The organism is Streptomyces sp. NPDC006602, from assembly GCF_042870385.1.
Classification (GTDB): domain Bacteria; phylum Actinomycetota; class Actinomycetes; order Streptomycetales; family Streptomycetaceae; genus Streptomyces.
This window is the reverse complement of the sequence record NZ_JBIAHG010000010.1, coordinates 262,794-276,797: the sequence shown is the minus strand read 5'-3', so window position 1 is coordinate 276,797 and position 14,004 is coordinate 262,794. Positions and strand designations below refer to the sequence as shown.

General features: G+C 71.9%; 14 protein-coding genes and 1 pseudogene. 7 read left to right on the top strand and 8 right to left on the bottom strand.

The features are described from left to right. Positions 1-513 precede the first annotated feature (513 nt). The 5 genes from ACFYO2_RS25785 to ACFYO2_RS25765 all read left to right on the top strand — a co-directional run bounded on the left by ACFYO2_RS25785 (position 514) and on the right by ACFYO2_RS25765 (position 5,299). A complete protein-coding gene (locus tag ACFYO2_RS25785; RefSeq protein ID WP_388353447.1) occupies positions 514-1,308 on the top strand; it encodes an SAM-dependent methyltransferase in 795 nt (264 codons plus the stop codon). Positions 1,309-1,390: 82 nt separating this feature from the next. Then, complete coding sequence (locus ACFYO2_RS25780) at positions 1,391-1,912, top strand: MarR family winged helix-turn-helix transcriptional regulator (protein ID WP_388353445.1); 522 nt, start codon at positions 1,391-1,393, stop codon at positions 1,910-1,912. Positions 1,913-2,052: 140 nt separating this feature from the next. Next, positions 2,053-2,433 carry a DoxX family protein gene (locus ACFYO2_RS25775; protein ID WP_388353442.1) on the top strand — a complete coding sequence of 127 codons (381 nt, stop codon included), beginning with the start codon at positions 2,053-2,055 and terminating at the stop codon, positions 2,431-2,433. Next, positions 2,430-2,897: a peroxiredoxin gene (locus ACFYO2_RS25770; RefSeq protein WP_388353439.1), complete on the top strand. Its 468-nt coding sequence runs from the start codon at positions 2,430-2,432 to the stop codon at positions 2,895-2,897. The genes ACFYO2_RS25775 and ACFYO2_RS25770 overlap by 4 nt, the downstream gene beginning before the upstream one ends. A 65-nt stretch (positions 2,898-2,962) precedes the next feature. Then, the gene (locus ACFYO2_RS25765; RefSeq protein ID WP_388353437.1) at positions 2,963-5,299 is read left to right on the top strand and encodes a SpoIIE family protein phosphatase; all 2,337 of its coding nucleotides are present in this window, start codon (positions 2,963-2,965) and stop codon (positions 5,297-5,299) included. Here ACFYO2_RS25765 and ACFYO2_RS25760 read toward each other — a convergent pair whose 3' ends face one another. The 3 genes and pseudogenes from ACFYO2_RS25760 to ACFYO2_RS25750 all read right to left on the bottom strand — a co-directional run. Then, complete coding sequence (locus ACFYO2_RS25760) at positions 5,300-5,734, bottom strand: cupin domain-containing protein (RefSeq protein WP_388353434.1); 435 nt, start codon at positions 5,732-5,734, stop codon at positions 5,300-5,302. A gap of 107 nt (positions 5,735-5,841) precedes the next feature. Further along, the gene (locus ACFYO2_RS25755) at positions 5,842-6,444 is read right to left on the bottom strand and encodes a DNA polymerase ligase N-terminal domain-containing protein (protein ID WP_388353431.1); all 603 of its coding nucleotides are present in this window, start codon (positions 6,442-6,444) and stop codon (positions 5,842-5,844) included. A gap of 25 nt (positions 6,445-6,469) precedes the next feature. Then, positions 6,470-6,718, bottom strand: a pseudogene (locus ACFYO2_RS25750) (aldo/keto reductase); the annotation flags it as partial. A gap of 91 nt (positions 6,719-6,809) precedes the next feature. Between ACFYO2_RS25750 and ACFYO2_RS25745 the strand changes: the two are divergent. Then, positions 6,810-7,403 carry a hypothetical protein gene (locus tag ACFYO2_RS25745; RefSeq protein ID WP_388353429.1) on the top strand — a complete coding sequence of 198 codons (594 nt, stop codon included), beginning with the start codon at positions 6,810-6,812 and terminating at the stop codon, positions 7,401-7,403. 90 nt (positions 7,404-7,493) lie between these two features. Further along, on the top strand, positions 7,494-8,462 hold the full coding sequence (locus ACFYO2_RS25740) for a TauD/TfdA dioxygenase family protein (RefSeq protein WP_388353426.1): 969 nt from the start codon (positions 7,494-7,496) through the stop codon (positions 8,460-8,462). Positions 8,463-8,467: 5 nt separating this feature from the next. On the opposite strand, the gene ACFYO2_RS25735 is transcribed toward ACFYO2_RS25740, so the two are convergent. From ACFYO2_RS25735 to ACFYO2_RS25715, 5 genes are all read right to left on the bottom strand, one after another. Continuing rightward, a complete protein-coding gene (locus tag ACFYO2_RS25735) occupies positions 8,468-9,496 on the bottom strand; it encodes an LLM class flavin-dependent oxidoreductase (protein ID WP_388353423.1) in 1,029 nt (342 codons plus the stop codon). Between the two features lie 72 nt (positions 9,497-9,568). After that, positions 9,569-11,071 carry a metallophosphoesterase family protein gene (locus ACFYO2_RS25730; RefSeq protein ID WP_388353421.1) on the bottom strand — a complete coding sequence of 501 codons (1,503 nt, stop codon included), beginning with the start codon at positions 11,069-11,071 and terminating at the stop codon, positions 9,569-9,571. 47 nt (positions 11,072-11,118) lie between these two features. Beyond that, a complete protein-coding gene (locus ACFYO2_RS25725) occupies positions 11,119-12,000 on the bottom strand; it encodes an MHYT domain-containing protein (protein WP_388353419.1) in 882 nt (293 codons plus the stop codon). Between the two features lie 216 nt (positions 12,001-12,216). Then, on the bottom strand, positions 12,217-12,972 hold the full coding sequence (locus tag ACFYO2_RS25720) for a dienelactone hydrolase family protein (RefSeq protein ID WP_388353416.1): 756 nt from the start codon (positions 12,970-12,972) through the stop codon (positions 12,217-12,219). A gap of 146 nt (positions 12,973-13,118) precedes the next feature. Continuing rightward, on the bottom strand, positions 13,119-13,739 hold the full coding sequence (locus tag ACFYO2_RS25715; protein ID WP_053755209.1) for an L-threonylcarbamoyladenylate synthase: 621 nt from the start codon (positions 13,737-13,739) through the stop codon (positions 13,119-13,121). Between the last annotated feature and the right edge of the window lie 265 nt (positions 13,740-14,004).

Sequence of the window (14,004 nt, the reverse complement as noted above, 5' to 3'; positions counted from 1 at the left end):
ACGTGGTGGCGTCCCCCGCTGCACCGTTGGCGGGTTACGCCCCGGCCACCTATCTGGGGGTCGCCGGGGCCCGGGGGGGTGGGGGGGGGGGGGGGTGGGGGGGGGGGGGCCCGCCGCCCCCCGGCGCCCCGCCCCCGGTCAGCGGCCGATACGGACCTGTGTCACCTGGTCCTCGCCGGCGCCGGGGTCGACCACGTAGGCGGTGCCGTCGGCCACCTCCACATGGTTTCGGGCTGGCGCCGGTGGCACGGTCTCCTCGATCCTGTCGGCCGCGTGGATGGGAGCCCTGCTGGTGTCCGCGGACGAATCTCCTCACCCAGCGGGTCACCGGCTTGGCCCTGCTGCCGGTCGGCGTGTCACGGGCGTGGGCGGCGGCGCGTATCCGGCGTGGCTGCTGCGGGTGGAGCGGAAGGCGCGGCGGGTGGAGGCGGGCTGTCAGGGCGGCCGGCGCTTGACGGACTTGCCCCCCAGGCGGTGGGGTGGCAGCACGGCCGATCAACTCCGGGAGTTCGCATGCCACTTGACGCCCCGCTCATCGACAGCAGCGTGCCGCACTCCGCCCGGATCTGGAACTACTGGCTGGGCGGCAAGGACTGCTATGAGATCGACCGGCAGGTCGGCGACCAGATCGTCGCGGCCAATCCGCAGATCCTCGACATCGCCCGGGCCCAGCGGGCGTTCCTGGTACGTACCGTGGAGCACCTCGTCCGCGAGGCCGGTATACGCCAGTTCCTGGACGTCGGCACCGGACTGCCCACCGCCGACAACACCCACGAGGTGGCGCAGCGGATCGCCCCCGAGACGCGGATCGTGTATGTCGACAACGACCCCATCGTGCTGACCCACGCCGAGGCCCTGCTCACCAGCACGCCCGAGGGTGCGACGGCCTACATCGACGCCGACCTCCGCGACCCCGAGACGATCCTGCGGCGCGCCGCTGAGACGCTGGACTTCACCGAGCCGATCGCGCTGGTGCTGCTGGGGATCACGGCGCACATCGTCGACGACGGCGCGTACGACGTCGTGGGCCGCCTGGTGGACGCGCTGCCGTCCGGGAGTCACCTCGTGCTCTGCGACGACACCGAGGTCATCGATCCGCAGGCGATGCGCACCATGATCGAGCAGTGGAACGAGGCAGGAGACAGTCCGCGGGTCAACCGCAGCCCGGAGCAGCTCGCCCGCTTCTTCGACGGCCTGGAACTGCTCGAACCCGGTGTGGTGTCCGTCTCGCGCTGGCGCCCGGGACCGGAGGCCGGGACCGACGCCCCGCAGGTCGATGACTTCGGGGGTGTCGGCCGCAAGCCGTGAGAGGCGGTACGGGTGCTGTGCTCATCGGAAACTCAAGCAGTAAGTTACTTGAGTTACGCAACAAGATGGTAAAGTGCGTCCCATGTCCACACCACCGCTCCCCGACGTCCCCGCGTCCCCGGAAGTCATCGAGATCGAGAGGGCGCTCACCCGCATCACCTACCTGAGCACGCGCGCCCGGCAACACGACCGGCTGATGGCCCTGGCGGACGTCCCGCTGGACCGTGCCGCAGTGGCGCTGCTCCGGCAGGTCGCCGACTCCGAGCCGCTGCGGCCCGGGGAGCTGGCCACCCGGCTGGGAGTGGAGGCCTCCCACGTCACCCGCACCGTGCAGCAGCTGCAGAAGTCCGGGTACGTCACCCGCGTACCGGACCCCGACGACCGCCGCGCCCAGCGCATCCAGCTCACCGAGACCGGGCAACAGGCCATCGACCGCATCCGCGACGCCGGCGCCCGCGGCATGCAGCTGGCGCTGTCCGAGTGGTCGCCCGAGGAGCTGCGCAAGCTCGCCTCGCTCTTCCACCGCATGGTCGACGACTTCCTGTCGCACGCCATCGACGACGAAGTCGAGCCGCAATCCACGGCACCGGCCGGCACCGCCTGAGCGCACCGTCCCCGGCATCGCCGCCGTCCGGACGCGCGGCGATGCGTGCCATCGTCCCGGGGCCGGCAGAGGGGGGCGGTGGACCTGCGCGCTCCTACCCTCCAGTAATGTCGCGCGGCAGGTCGTCATAGGAGGAACCCGTGTCACGGTCCGAACGCTCGCCCCTGCTGCTCGCCGGCCTGTTGGCCGCCGCGGGTGTCGCCCACTTCGCCTCGCCACGCCCGTTCGACGCGACCGTCCCGCGCAGCCTGCCAGGCACGCCCAGGACCTGGACGTACGCCAGCGGAGTCGTCGAACTGGCGCTGGCCGCGGGCATCGCCGCACCGCGCACCCGGCGAATGGCCGCGCTGGCCACCGCGGCGTTCTTCGTCGGCGTGTTCCCCGCCAACGTCAAGATGGCCGTCGACTGGCGCCACCGCCCCGCACCCCTGAAGGCCGCCGCCGTCGGACGGCTGCCGCTCCAGGTGCCCCTCGTCCTGTGGGCCCGCAGCGTCGCGCGAAGCGGGGAGGGCCGGTCATGAGCAAGCCTTTGGAGATCGGCGACAAGATCGAGGACTTCACGCTGCCGGACGAGACCGGCACGCCCCGCAGCCTGACCGGGCTGCTCGCCGACGGTCCCGTGGTGCTGTTCTTCTACCCCGCCGCGCTCACCCCCGGCTGCACCGCGGAGGCCTGCCACTTCCGCGACCTGGCCGCCGAGTTCGCCGCGGTCGGCGCCCGGCCCGTCGGCATCAGCGGCGACGCCGTCGAACGCCAGCAGGAATTCGCCGGACAGCACAACCTCGGCATGCCCCTGCTGTCCGACCCCGAGGGCAAGGTCCGGGAGCTGTTCGGCGTGAAGCGGGGCTTCTCCCTCGCCCCCACCAAGCGGATCACCTTCGTCATAGCCGAGGACCGGACAATCCTGGAGGTCGTCCGCAGCGAACTGCGGATGAACACCCACGCCGACCGGGCTCTCGACGCGCTGCGCGCCCACCGCGGCTGACGGCCGGGACCCCGAAGGCCGCACCACGGTTGATGCGGTGCCGCAAAGGGACCATCCTGGACGACATGGAGCACGCCTCCGCTGCGGCGACCACCGATGCCCAGGGCATCGTGACGGGGTGGAGCGACGGCGCCCTGCGGCTGACGGGATACCCGGCCCAGGAGGTCGTGGGACGCGCGGCACGGGAGCTGCTCGCCGAGGACCCCCCGGACCGGGCCCTCGCGGCCCTGACCGGCACCGTCGTGCTGAGGCACCGGGACGGCTCCCTCGTCCCGCTCGCCCTGACGGCGCACCCCGTACTCGGCGGCGACGGCACTCCGCACGGCTACGTGATCACCGCGGTGCCGCCCGGCGAGACCACGCTCGCCGGGCGGGCATTCCAGCAGGCGTCCGTGTCCATGTCGGTCTTCGACACCCGGCAGCACTATCTGCGCCTCAACGAAACGGCCTGCCGGGTGATGGGCGTGCCGGAGGAAGCCCTGCTCGGCAGGCACTTCCCGGAGAGCGTGGAGGACGCCGAGCACAGCCGGGGCTTCCTCAGCAATCTCCGCCAGGTGGCCGAGACCGGCCGGCCGGTGCACTACGAGAGCTTCACCGGCGCGCCCGCCCTCAACCGGGAGCATGCCTGGAGCATCGAGATGTGGCCCGTGCGGGACGCCTCCGGAGAAGTGAGCGGAGTCGCCCTGGCGGCGCTCGACAGCAGTGCGCAGTACTGGGCCCGGCAACGCCTCGCGTTGCTGAACGAGGCGTCGGCCGCCATCGGCACCACCCTGGACGTTGTGCGCACCGCCGAGGAACTGGTGGAACTCCTGGTCCCGCGGTACGCCGACTTCGCCAGCGTGGATCTGCTGGACTGGGTCCTCGGGGCGGACGAACCGCCCACGGTGCTCACCGGCGACATCCTGCTGCGCCGCATCGCGCACGGCTCCGTCACCGAGGGCACACCGGAGGCCGCCGTACCCCTGGGCGGGGCGGACGTCTATCCCGCCTACTCGCCGCCCGCGCGGGCGGTGCGGCAGGGACGGGCGGTCCTCAGCCAGGCGGGCGAACCGGACTTCATGCGGTGGGTCGCCGAACGCAACGCACGGGCCCCCGCGGGCCGCCCCAAGCGCAGAGGAGCCCACTCGATGCTGGCGGTGCCGCTGCGTGCCCGCGGCACCACGCTGGGCGTCGCGGTGGGCGTCCGGATCGCCAACGTGGACGACTACGGCGCCGACGACGCCGTCCTCGGCGAGGAACTCGCCAGCCGCGCCGCCATCTGCATCGACAACGCCCGCCGCTTCGCCCGCGAACGCACCACCGCCCTGGCCCTCCAGCACAGCCTGCTGCCCCGCGGCCTGCCCGGTCAGGCGGCGGTCGAGGTGGCCCACCGCTATCTGCCCTCCGGATCCATCGCCGGCATCGGCGGCGACTGGTTCGACGTGATCCCGCTCTCCGGCAGTCGGGTCGCCCTGGTCGTCGGCGACGTCGTCGGCCACGGCATTGCCTCGTCGGCGACCATGGGACGCCTGTGCACGGCCGTCCGCACCCTCGCCGACGTCGACCTGCCGCCGGACGAACTCCTCACCCACCTCGACGACCTGGTCACCCATCTGGCGTCCGGCGACGCCGACGACGAGGTCGCGGAACTCGGCGCGACCTGTCTCTACGCCGTCTACGACCCCGTCTCCCGCTGCCTGACCATGGCCGCCGCCGGTCACCCACCGCCGGCCCTCGTCCTGCCCGACGGCACCGCACAGCTGATGCCCCTGGCCGCCGGCCCCCCACTCGGCGTCGGCGGCCTGCCCTTCGAGGCCAGCGAGGTGCGACTGCCCGAGGGCTCCGTCGTCGCCCTGTACACCGACGGCCTCGTCGAGGACCGCGATCGCGACATCGACCATGCCACCGACGAACTGTGCCGCGCCCTGACCGCCCGCACCGAGACCCTCGACGCCCTGTGCGACACGGTGCTGAAGGCCGTACTGCCGGAGGAGCCCGGCGACGACGTGGCCCTGCTGCTGGCCCGCACCCGGGCACTGGGCGCGGACCAGGTCGCCACCTGGGACGTCACGCCGGACCCCGCCCACGTGGCCGCGGCCCGGCAGGCCGCCACCGAGCAGCTCACCGCGTGGGGACTGGACGACGCGGCCTTCGTCACCGAACTGGTCGTCAGCGAACTGGTCACCAACGCGATCCGCTACGGCGAACCGCCCATCCAGCTACGGCTGATCCGCGACCGCACGCTCATCTGCGAGGTCTCCGACGGCAGTTCCACCTCCCCGCACCTGCGCCGCGCCCACGCCTTCGACGAGGGAGGCCGCGGACTGCTCCTGGTCGCCCAGCTCACGCAGCGCTGGGGCAGCAGGCAGACCGGCAGCGGCAAGACCATCTGGGCCGAACAGACGCTGACGCCGGAGTGGTGATCACTCGAACGGGCAGCCCGGGTTCGCCACGTCCTCGGAGAACGGCGAGCCGTGCGGCAGCACGTACAGCACCTCGAGCACGAGCGGCGTGTCGCCCAGGTTCCTGCCGAGGTGCACATCGCTCGGCCCGCCCGGCTCACGCACGGTCGTGCCCTGCGGGTAGACGCCGTCGGTGGCGCAGTCGGAGTGGTAGTGGGTGAGGGTGCCCTGCTTCACGTGCCCGTACACGGGACCGTCGTGGTAGTGCCAGCCGGTGGCCTGACCCGGCGGAACGGTGATCTCTCTCAGCACGTAGTCGGTGTCCCCGACGGTCTTCTGCGCGATCAGCCGGGCGGTCACCCCCGGCCCCGGCGGAGTCGCGTGGGCGCTGCCGCCCACGAAGACGGTGGCGGTGACGACCGCGCCGGTCAGAACAGTGCGAAGCGGGCTGCGCATGCGGAAGGCCTCCTGGCTCGTGTGGGCAGGCAAGGTCGTGCCGCTGCGAACTTAGAGGCATACAGGGCCGGTTGGGGCGGTATTCCGCGGATCGACCGACGCTCGAATCAGTTCTCCCGGTCCTCGGCGCTGACCTGGGCGAGCGTGCGGCCCGAGCGCACGGACCGGGCCCGGCGCGGGTCGGGCGTGCCGTGCCCCTGGGGGCGCCCCTCGGACGCCTTCACCAGCAGCCAGGACTCGTCGTCGCCGCCCCGGAACCGGGTCAGGGCATACCTGCCGTGCAGCTTGGAACCGTGCAGCCGGAACGTGGCGTGCCCGTGCTCCAGCGACTCCCCGAAGTCGACGGGCCGGCCCCTCCGGTCGTGGCTCAGCGGCTCGTAGGTGCCGTGGTCCCAGACGATGACCGTGCCGCCGCCGTACTCGCCGTGCGGGATCACACCCTCGAACTCCTCGTACTCCAGGGGGTGATCCTCGGTGGGCACGGCGAGCCGCTTGTCCTTCGGGTCGTCGGAGGGGCCCTTCGGGATCGACCAGGACTTCAGTACGTCGTCCACCTGGAGCCGGAAGTCGAAGTGCAGGGTCCTCGCGTCATGGATCTGCACGACGAAGCGGGGCTCCTCGCCGAACGAGCCCTGCTGCCCCTGCGGCTCGCCGGTCCGGCCGAAGTCCCGCTTGCCGCGGTAGTCCCGCAGCCGGTCACGCTCGCCCACCGTCGGCTCCTTCCCGGGCGTACCCGCCACCGGGCCGCCCTGTCCCACCGGTCGTCACCACGATCGCCTCGCGGGGCACGCCGCTGCCGGCGACGCCCCGGCCGACACCGGTCTCGTTGCGGTAGTTCGTCGCCGTGTCGATCAGGCGGTAGCCGGCCTCCAGCGCGCCGCGTACCGCCTGTTCCGCCTGCGTGTCGTCCATCGGCCAGGTGCCGAGGCCGAGGGCGGGGATCGTCGTACCGTCGTTGAGGGTGTGGGTCGGAATGCTGATCACTGCGGGACCTTCCCTTGACTGTGTCGTACACCCAGGGTCGGGGACAGGGGCCGCAACGATCAACCGGACGGGGTTCAGGGAGGTGTCGCACATGCGGGATGTGCGGGTGGTGCTGATCGGGGGGACGTCTCACGCCGGGAAGTCGAGCGCGGCCCGGGTGGTCGCCAAGCGGCTCGGGTTCGACTGCCGCTCGACGGACAAGTTGGCCCGGCATCCGGGGCGGCCCTGGCACACGGCGGAGTGGGAGATGCCCCCGCATGTCGCTGAGCACTACGCGACTCTCGACGTCGACGAGCTGATCCGCTCGGTGCTCGGCCACTACGCCCTCCTGTGGCCGCGCATCGAGGAACTGATCACGGACCGCGCGACCGGCGACGGCCCCGGCCTGGTTCTGGAGGGCTCCGCGCTCTGGCCCACCCGCGTGGCCCGGCTGACCGTCCCGCACACCCGGGCCGTGTGGCTCACGGTGGACGACGCGGTCCTGGGCGACCGGCTGCGCGAGTCGGCGCGCTATGCGGAGGGGACGGAACGGGAACGGTACCTGGTGGACAAGTTCCTGGCCCGTGCCCGGCGCTTTCAGCGGCTGACGCACGACGAGCTCCACGGCCTGCCGCACATCGACACGACCGGGCGCTCCGTCGCCCAGGTGGCGGACGCGGTCATGGCCGGCGTGGAGGCGGGATGAGGCCCTGTCGCCAGGCCCGCCGAACGCTGTCACGATCTTCCTGGAACCGGCTCGGACCGAAGCCGGCAGGGACGGACCGACGGAGTGCGCATGACGACGGACAGGGCCACTGCGGACCGCTCGGACGACGGGATCGAGGTGAAACCGGTCGCCGGCCACATCGGTGCCGAGATCACCGGCGTCGACCTGGCCGACGGGCTCGACGACACCGTGGTCGCCGCGATCCGGGCGGCGCTGCTGCGCTGGAAGGTGGTGTTCTTCCGCGGGCAGCGGCTCGATCACGCGGGGCACATCGCGTTCGCGCGCCGCTTCGGCGAACCGGTCGTGCTGCGCAGGCGCGGCAGCGCCTCGCCGCCGGACTTCCCGGAGATCGAGACGACCGCCGACCGGCTGGAGCTGGGCGGCAGGTTCGGCATGGAGCACGACGAATGGCTGCAGCGCCGACGGCACACCCTGCTGCGCGGCTGGCACTGCGACCACGGTGCCCGCATCGACCCGCCGGCCGCGACGATCCTGCGCGCGGAGACCGTCCCGCCGTACGGCGGCGACACCACCTGGTCCAACCTGGCGGCCGCGTACGCCGGACTCTCCGGCCCGGTCAGGGAGTTCGTCGACGGCCTGCGCGCCGAGCACCGGCTCGGCGTCGGCTACCAGCCGCGGCCGGGCGACGACGCGTACGTGCGGCATCTGCTGGACCATCAGGTCGCCTCACTGCACCCCCTGGTGCGCGTCCACCCGGAGACGGGGGAGCGGATCCTGTACGTCAACGGCTACTACGTCGAGCAGATCGCCGACCTGTCCCGGGCCGAGAGCACCGCGATCCTGGAGATGCTCCTCGAACAGGCGACCCGGCCCGAGTACACGGTCCGGTTCCGCTGGGAGCCGGGCAGCGTGGCCTTCTGGGACAACCGGGCCACCATCCACCTCGCGCCCGGCGACAACGCCCACCTCGGCTTCCCCCGGACCATGCACCGGGTGATGCTCGCGGGTGACGTGCCGGTCGGGGTGGACGGCAAGCCGTCGGAGCCGATCACCGGCACCGAGCCCGGGCGCTGGTGACCCGTTCAGGCGCCTGGCCGCCAGCCCAGGGCCGGGCCCAGCTTTGTCGCCATGTCGGTGAGGATCTGCACGTAGTCCTCGTGCTCGAAGGTGAACGGCAGCGCGAACGCGACCTCGTCGACCTCGCGGAACGCGGCGTGCGCGTGCAGCCGCTCGGCGATCTCGTCCGAGGTGCCGACGATGTCGGGCGCGAACATCAGACGGGCGGGGCCCTGCGGCGTGGCGGTACGAGGGGTGCGCTTCGCGGCGAAGTCCTCGTACTTGGCGCGCTGTTCGGGCGAGGCGGAGTCGGTGGGGATGACGACGAGGCCCTGGGAGACGCGGGCGTCCTCGCCGTCGGGGTGGGCGGCGCGGAAGGCGCGGATGTGGGAGAGCTGGATCTCGGCGAAGTCCGGTGCCCCCTCGGCCCCTTCGGCCTTGACGACGCTGCTGACCAGGAAGTTCATACCGTGCTCGCCGGCCCACTTCGCCGAGCCGAGGCTGCCGCCGCCGTACCAGAGGCGGCGGCCGAGGCCGGGGGAGCGCGGCTGCACCCGGTCCGAGAACACCTCGAACCCCGCGACCCCGCTGAAGTCGGTGGCCGGCTCCCCGCGCACGAAGTCCAGCAGCCGCCGCACCCGCTCGTAGCTGAAGTCCTCGGCGTCCGCCGTGTCCGGGTACAGTGCGCCCTTGACCTCGTCGTAGCGCATGGGCGGGCCCACGCTCACCCCGGGGTTGAGGCGGCCGCCGGACAGCAGGTCGACCGTCGCCAGGTCCTCGGCCAGCCGCAGCGGGTTCTCCCAGCCCAGCGGGATGACCGCGGTGCCGAGTTCGATGCGACGGGTGCGCTGCGAGGCCGCCGCCAGGACCGCGACGGGGGACGAGATGCCGTACTGCAAGTGCCGGTGACGCAGCCACGCGCTGTCGAAGCCCAGCCGCTCGCCCAGCTCGATGATCTCCAGCGTGGACTCGTGGCCCCGGCGCGGATCGGCCTCGTCGAACAGTCCGATGGTCAGGAAGCCCAGCTTGCGCAATGGGCGTGAGGTCGGCGGCACGGGCCCCTCCATCGGTCGAGTCGTACAGCGGTTCGGTCTGGATTGTCGCAGGCGGCGGCGGTACGACCGCGATCAGGTCAGCGGGATGGTGATCTCGTCCTCGAGCGGCGGGTCGATCTCCTGGGCCCGGTTGCCGGTGGCCGCGTAGCAGCGCAGCCGGATCGTCTCCGGGGTGACGTCCAGGCGCAGGAAGCACTTGAAGAACGGCGGGCTGTAGGTGGCCGAGCTCGGCGAGAACAACTGCGTGTAGATCTTGCGGACCGGCAGCCGCAGCCGCGAGGTGCGGTCGGGGCGGCCGCCCGCACCCAGCAGGCTCGCGACGAGACGTGTGCGCAGGGTGATCCGCGCGGGCTCACCGGACGTGCGGGTCGGCGGGATGCCGAGCCGTTCGGCGATCACGGCCGTCGCCTCGGCCTCGGTGAGGGTGAAGAAGCGGCGCAGGCGCAGCCGACGGCCGTAGAGCCTGCTGTAGAAGGCGAGGGAGTCGCCGCGCAGCGGATAGCAGCGGAAGTCCTTCTCGGTGACGTTCGCGACCGAGATGTGGGGGATGGTGTGGGTGGCGTGCATGAACGCGCCACCGCCGCCCGAGACGACGTACTGGATGGTGCGGCCGTCCACCTGGACCGGGTAGCGCTGGTAGTTGTGGATGTCGCCGCCGATCGCCGCCACATAGTGGTGGTCGGGGTCGCGGACGATGTCGTCTACCGTGCCGCCGCCGTCTATGGCGCAGGGGTGGTGCTCGCCGTCCACGTACAGGGGCGACCCGGTGATGAGGATCTTCGGGCGGGGGCCCTGGGAGACCTCGCGCAGCCAGGCGCCCTGTTCGGCGTCGACGGTGCCCAGCAGTCCCGTGTCGATGCCTATGATCCGCACCGGTCCGGCGTCGATGGCCCAGTACGGGCCCGGCTGGACGGCCTGTTGGGCTGCGGCCGACCGCAACTGCCGTACCTCGTCGAGGCGTTGTCCGTCGTTCGCGCGGGGCCGGTGCCACAGCAGGGATCGCAGCCAGGCGCGGGTGAGGGGGCGGGGGCCGGGCTCCGGTTCGAGGGGCGGGGCGTCGCCGCAGAAGACGCGCATGAAGGCGCCGAGGTCCTCGTACCAGTCGTGGTTGCCGGGTATCGCGTATATCGGTGCCCGGTAGTCCTGGTAGGGGCGGAAGAACTTCGTGCCGTAGTCGTCCGCGCTACCCACCGGGTAGATCACGTCACTGGCGACCACCGCGAACCGCGTGTCCTGACTGACCTTCAGGAACCCCGGCACGACGGCGTACTGGGGGTCGTCGCCCTCGCCCGTGTCGCCGATGACCATGAAGGAGAACCGGTCCGGGTCGTCGCGCCGGATCACCTTGTCAGCAGGTGCGCCGGCCGCCGCCCGCTGGCCCACCCAGCGGCTGCGGGTACGGCCCGTGGGGTCCCCGAACCAGGATGCCACGACGCCGTTGCGGGCGGCCCACAGCGTCCTCGGGTCGAGCCAGGAGATCTTCTCGACCTTCTGCGGAAGGAGTTGCCGGTACTCGCCGCGTTCCGAGGAGCCCCAGCCGGCGCCTTCGGCGGTATCACGTGAAGAATCAGCCACCGGTGCACCGTAACAACGATCCACAACGAGCCGGGAGTTGGGTCAACTCACCGACGGCGGCTGCGCGGCCGGTCCTCGTGCGGCTCCCGCGGTCGCGGTACGGCACCGGTCGTCGTCCCGAAGGCGGGGCGCGGCGGTTCGGCGGGCGGCGGCGGGGTGGCTCGCCCGAGCGGTGCGGACCGGCTCCGGTCGCCGTCGCCCATGACCAGCAGCGGGTCGAACATGACCACCACACCCGCGAGTACGAGGAAGACGACCGGCCCGAGCAGCATGGGTAACAGCAGCGAGTGGGGCGAGTCGCCGGCCCAGGTGCCGCCGCCTGTGCCGTGCAGGTGGACACTGACGGCGGCCATTCCCGTGTAGTGCATCCCGGACACCGCCACCCCCATGATCAGGCTGGCCCCGAGGCTCGTCAGGAAGCCGCGGATCGTGACGGCCGCCCACAGGGCCGCGGTGGCGGCGATGATCGCGATCAGCACCGAGAGCGCGACGACGAGCGGGTCGTAGCGCACATCTGCGTTCAGGTGCATCGCCGCCATACCCAGGTAGTGCATGGCGGCGACACCTGATCCGGTGACGACGCCCGCGGCGGACAGCGTGACCGGGCTCGCACCGCGATAGCCCACGATGAACACGCCGATGCCGACCACCACGATCGCCACGGCCAGACTGAGCACCGTCAGACTCGCGTCGTAGCGGATCCGGGTCTCCTCGACCTGGAAGCCGATCATGGCGATGAAGTGCATCGTCCAGATGCCGCAGCCGATCGAGGCCGCGCCCAGCGCCAGCCAGCCGGCCTTCCACGACTGTGTGTCGAGCAGGGACCGAACCGTGCAGCGCAGCCCCAGAGCCCCTCCCAGGCACGCCATCACATAGGCGGCCAAAGGAGTCACCACCCCGTAGCGGAACCCGTCAACCGTGCCTTCCATATGCGAACTCCCCCAGAGTCACGGCTTGAGAGGGAAGAGTTACTGGTAATGGACAAGCAAAGCAAGCGGTTCCAGCAGGTAACCGGGGGTAAGGAGTGAACTCACGCCTGGCGGGGCTCAACTCCGGTCACGCAGGGACGAGTTCCGGCCAGACATGCGCTTCGGGGCGCCCGGTGTGACACGCTCCCGGCTCACGCCCCGCGAGACGCCGCCGGATCAGAAGGTGCGCTTCAGGAGATCGAGCAGGGCCGCCCAGTGACGCTCGTCGCCCGCTCGGTCGTACGACGCGGTGTCGGCCTGCGTGTAGCCGTGGCGCGCCCCGGAGTAGACCTCGCAGGTGTGGCGGACGCCGGCCGCGGTGAGCGCCTGCTCCAGGCGCTCCATCTGCTCGACCGGCAGCGACGGGTCCTCGTCGGCGTGCCCGAAGTACAGCTCGGCGGTGACGTCGCCGGCCACCAGATGCGGGCTGTCCGGGGCCTCGGTCGCCAGCCGCCCGCCGTGGAAACCGGCCGCTGCCGCGACCCGCTCCGGGTAGGTGCCGGCGGTCAGGAGAGCCAGCCGGGCGCCCATGCAGTAGCCGGTGACGGCGATCGGGCCGTCGGCGGCCGCGGGGGAGTCGGCCAGCCAGCGCAGATACGCGCCCGCGTCCCGCATCGCCGGTTCCGGGGTCAGCGTCTGCATGACCGGGCCGATCCGTTCGAAGATCTCCGGCCGCGCCCCCGGGTCGATGAACTCCGGCAGCTCCACGACGGGCGCCCGCCCGTGCCGGTAGAAGACGTTGGGCACCAGCACCGTGTAGCCGGCCTCGGCCAGCCGGTCGGCCATGGACATCAGCTGCGGGCGCAGCCCGAAGGCGTCCATGTAGAGCAGAACCGCGGGGTGCGGGCTGCCGTCACCGGGATGCGTCAGATACGCGTCGGCGGTGCCGTCGTCGGTGGGGATGTCGACTGCGGTTCCCTGTACGGCGGTCATGACGAGGGCTGCCTCTCTGCGGGGTGTCGGCCGGCGGGACCGCCCGGCCGTCCGGGTGGATCATGGCATCGTGACACGCCCGCTCAGAGGCGCATCCGGCACCCCTGGCCCTCTGACCTCGCCGTTAACGCCCCTTTGCGAACCCGTTACTCGAACCGTGAGGTGTCGCCCGCGCCCTTGCGGATGATCTCCGCCTCGCCGCCCGAGAAGTCGATGACCGTCGTCGGCTCGGTGCCGCAGTCCCCGGAGTCGACCACCGCGTCCAGGACGTGGTCCAACCGGTCCTTGATCTCCCAGCCCTGCGTCATCGGCTCCTCCTCGTCCGGCAGCAGCAGCGTGCTGGACAGGAGCGGCTCGCCGAGCTCGGTGAGCAGGGCCTGGGTGACGACGTGGTCGGGGATGCGCACGCCGACCGTCTTCTTCTTCGGATGCTGGAGCATGCGCGGCACCTCCTTCGTCGCGGGCAGGATGAAGGTGTAGCTGCCGGGCGTCGACGCCTTGATCGCGCGGAAGACGTCGTTGTCGACCCGTACGAACTGGCCGAGCTGCGCGAAGTCCTGGCACACGAGGGTGAAGTGGTGCCGGTCGTCCAGCCGGCGGATCGTCCGGATCCGGTCGATGCCGTCACGGCTGCCCAGTCGGCAGCCCAGGGCGTAGCAGGAGTCCGTCGGGTACGCGATGAGCGCACCCGAGCGGACACTGTCGGCGACCTGGGAGATGGTGCGCGGCTGCGGGTTGTCGGGGTGCACGTCGAAGTACTTGGCCATCTGTCGAGCTTATGCCGTGCGGGGGCGACGACCGCGTAAGCCCGAGGGGGCCGCTGAGGGCAACGGCGTGAACGCGGCGACGAACTCAGCCACCTCGGGCCGGACGTCGTCCGCGCGCCACACCAGGGCCAGCTCCGCCGGTGCCAGTCCCCGGACGGGACGGCAGACCACGTCGGGGCGCGGGTAGAGCCGGGGGGGGGGGGGGGGGGGGGGGGGGGGGGGGGGCGCCGGGGGGCGGGGGGGGGGGGGGCGGGGGGCGGCGCGG

Bases quoted from the DNA above. Each gene is read 5' to 3' on its own strand.
- ACFYO2_RS25785 (WP_388353447.1), top strand. From the start codon at position 514: ATGCCACTTGACGCCCCGCTCATCGACAGCAGCGTGCCGCACTCCGCC.
- ACFYO2_RS25780 (WP_388353445.1), top strand. From the start codon at position 1,391: ATGTCCACACCACCGCTCCCCGACGTCCCCGCGTCCCCGGAAGTCATC.
- ACFYO2_RS25770 (WP_388353439.1), top strand. From the start codon at position 2,430: ATGAGCAAGCCTTTGGAGATCGGCGACAAGATCGAGGACTTCACGCTG.
- ACFYO2_RS25765 (WP_388353437.1), top strand. From the start codon at position 2,963: ATGGAGCACGCCTCCGCTGCGGCGACCACCGATGCCCAGGGCATCGTG.
- ACFYO2_RS25760 (WP_388353434.1), bottom strand. From the start codon at position 5,734: ATGCGCAGCCCGCTTCGCACTGTTCTGACCGGCGCGGTCGTCACCGCC.
- ACFYO2_RS25745 (WP_388353429.1), top strand. From the start codon at position 6,810: ATGCGGGATGTGCGGGTGGTGCTGATCGGGGGGACGTCTCACGCCGGG.
- ACFYO2_RS25740 (WP_388353426.1), top strand. From the start codon at position 7,494: ATGACGACGGACAGGGCCACTGCGGACCGCTCGGACGACGGGATCGAG.
- ACFYO2_RS25725 (WP_388353419.1), bottom strand. From the start codon at position 12,000: ATGGAAGGCACGGTTGACGGGTTCCGCTACGGGGTGGTGACTCCTTTG.
- ACFYO2_RS25720 (WP_388353416.1), bottom strand. From the start codon at position 12,972: ATGACCGCCGTACAGGGAACCGCAGTCGACATCCCCACCGACGACGGC.
- ACFYO2_RS25715 (WP_053755209.1), bottom strand. From the start codon at position 13,739: ATGGCCAAGTACTTCGACGTGCACCCCGACAACCCGCAGCCGCGCACC.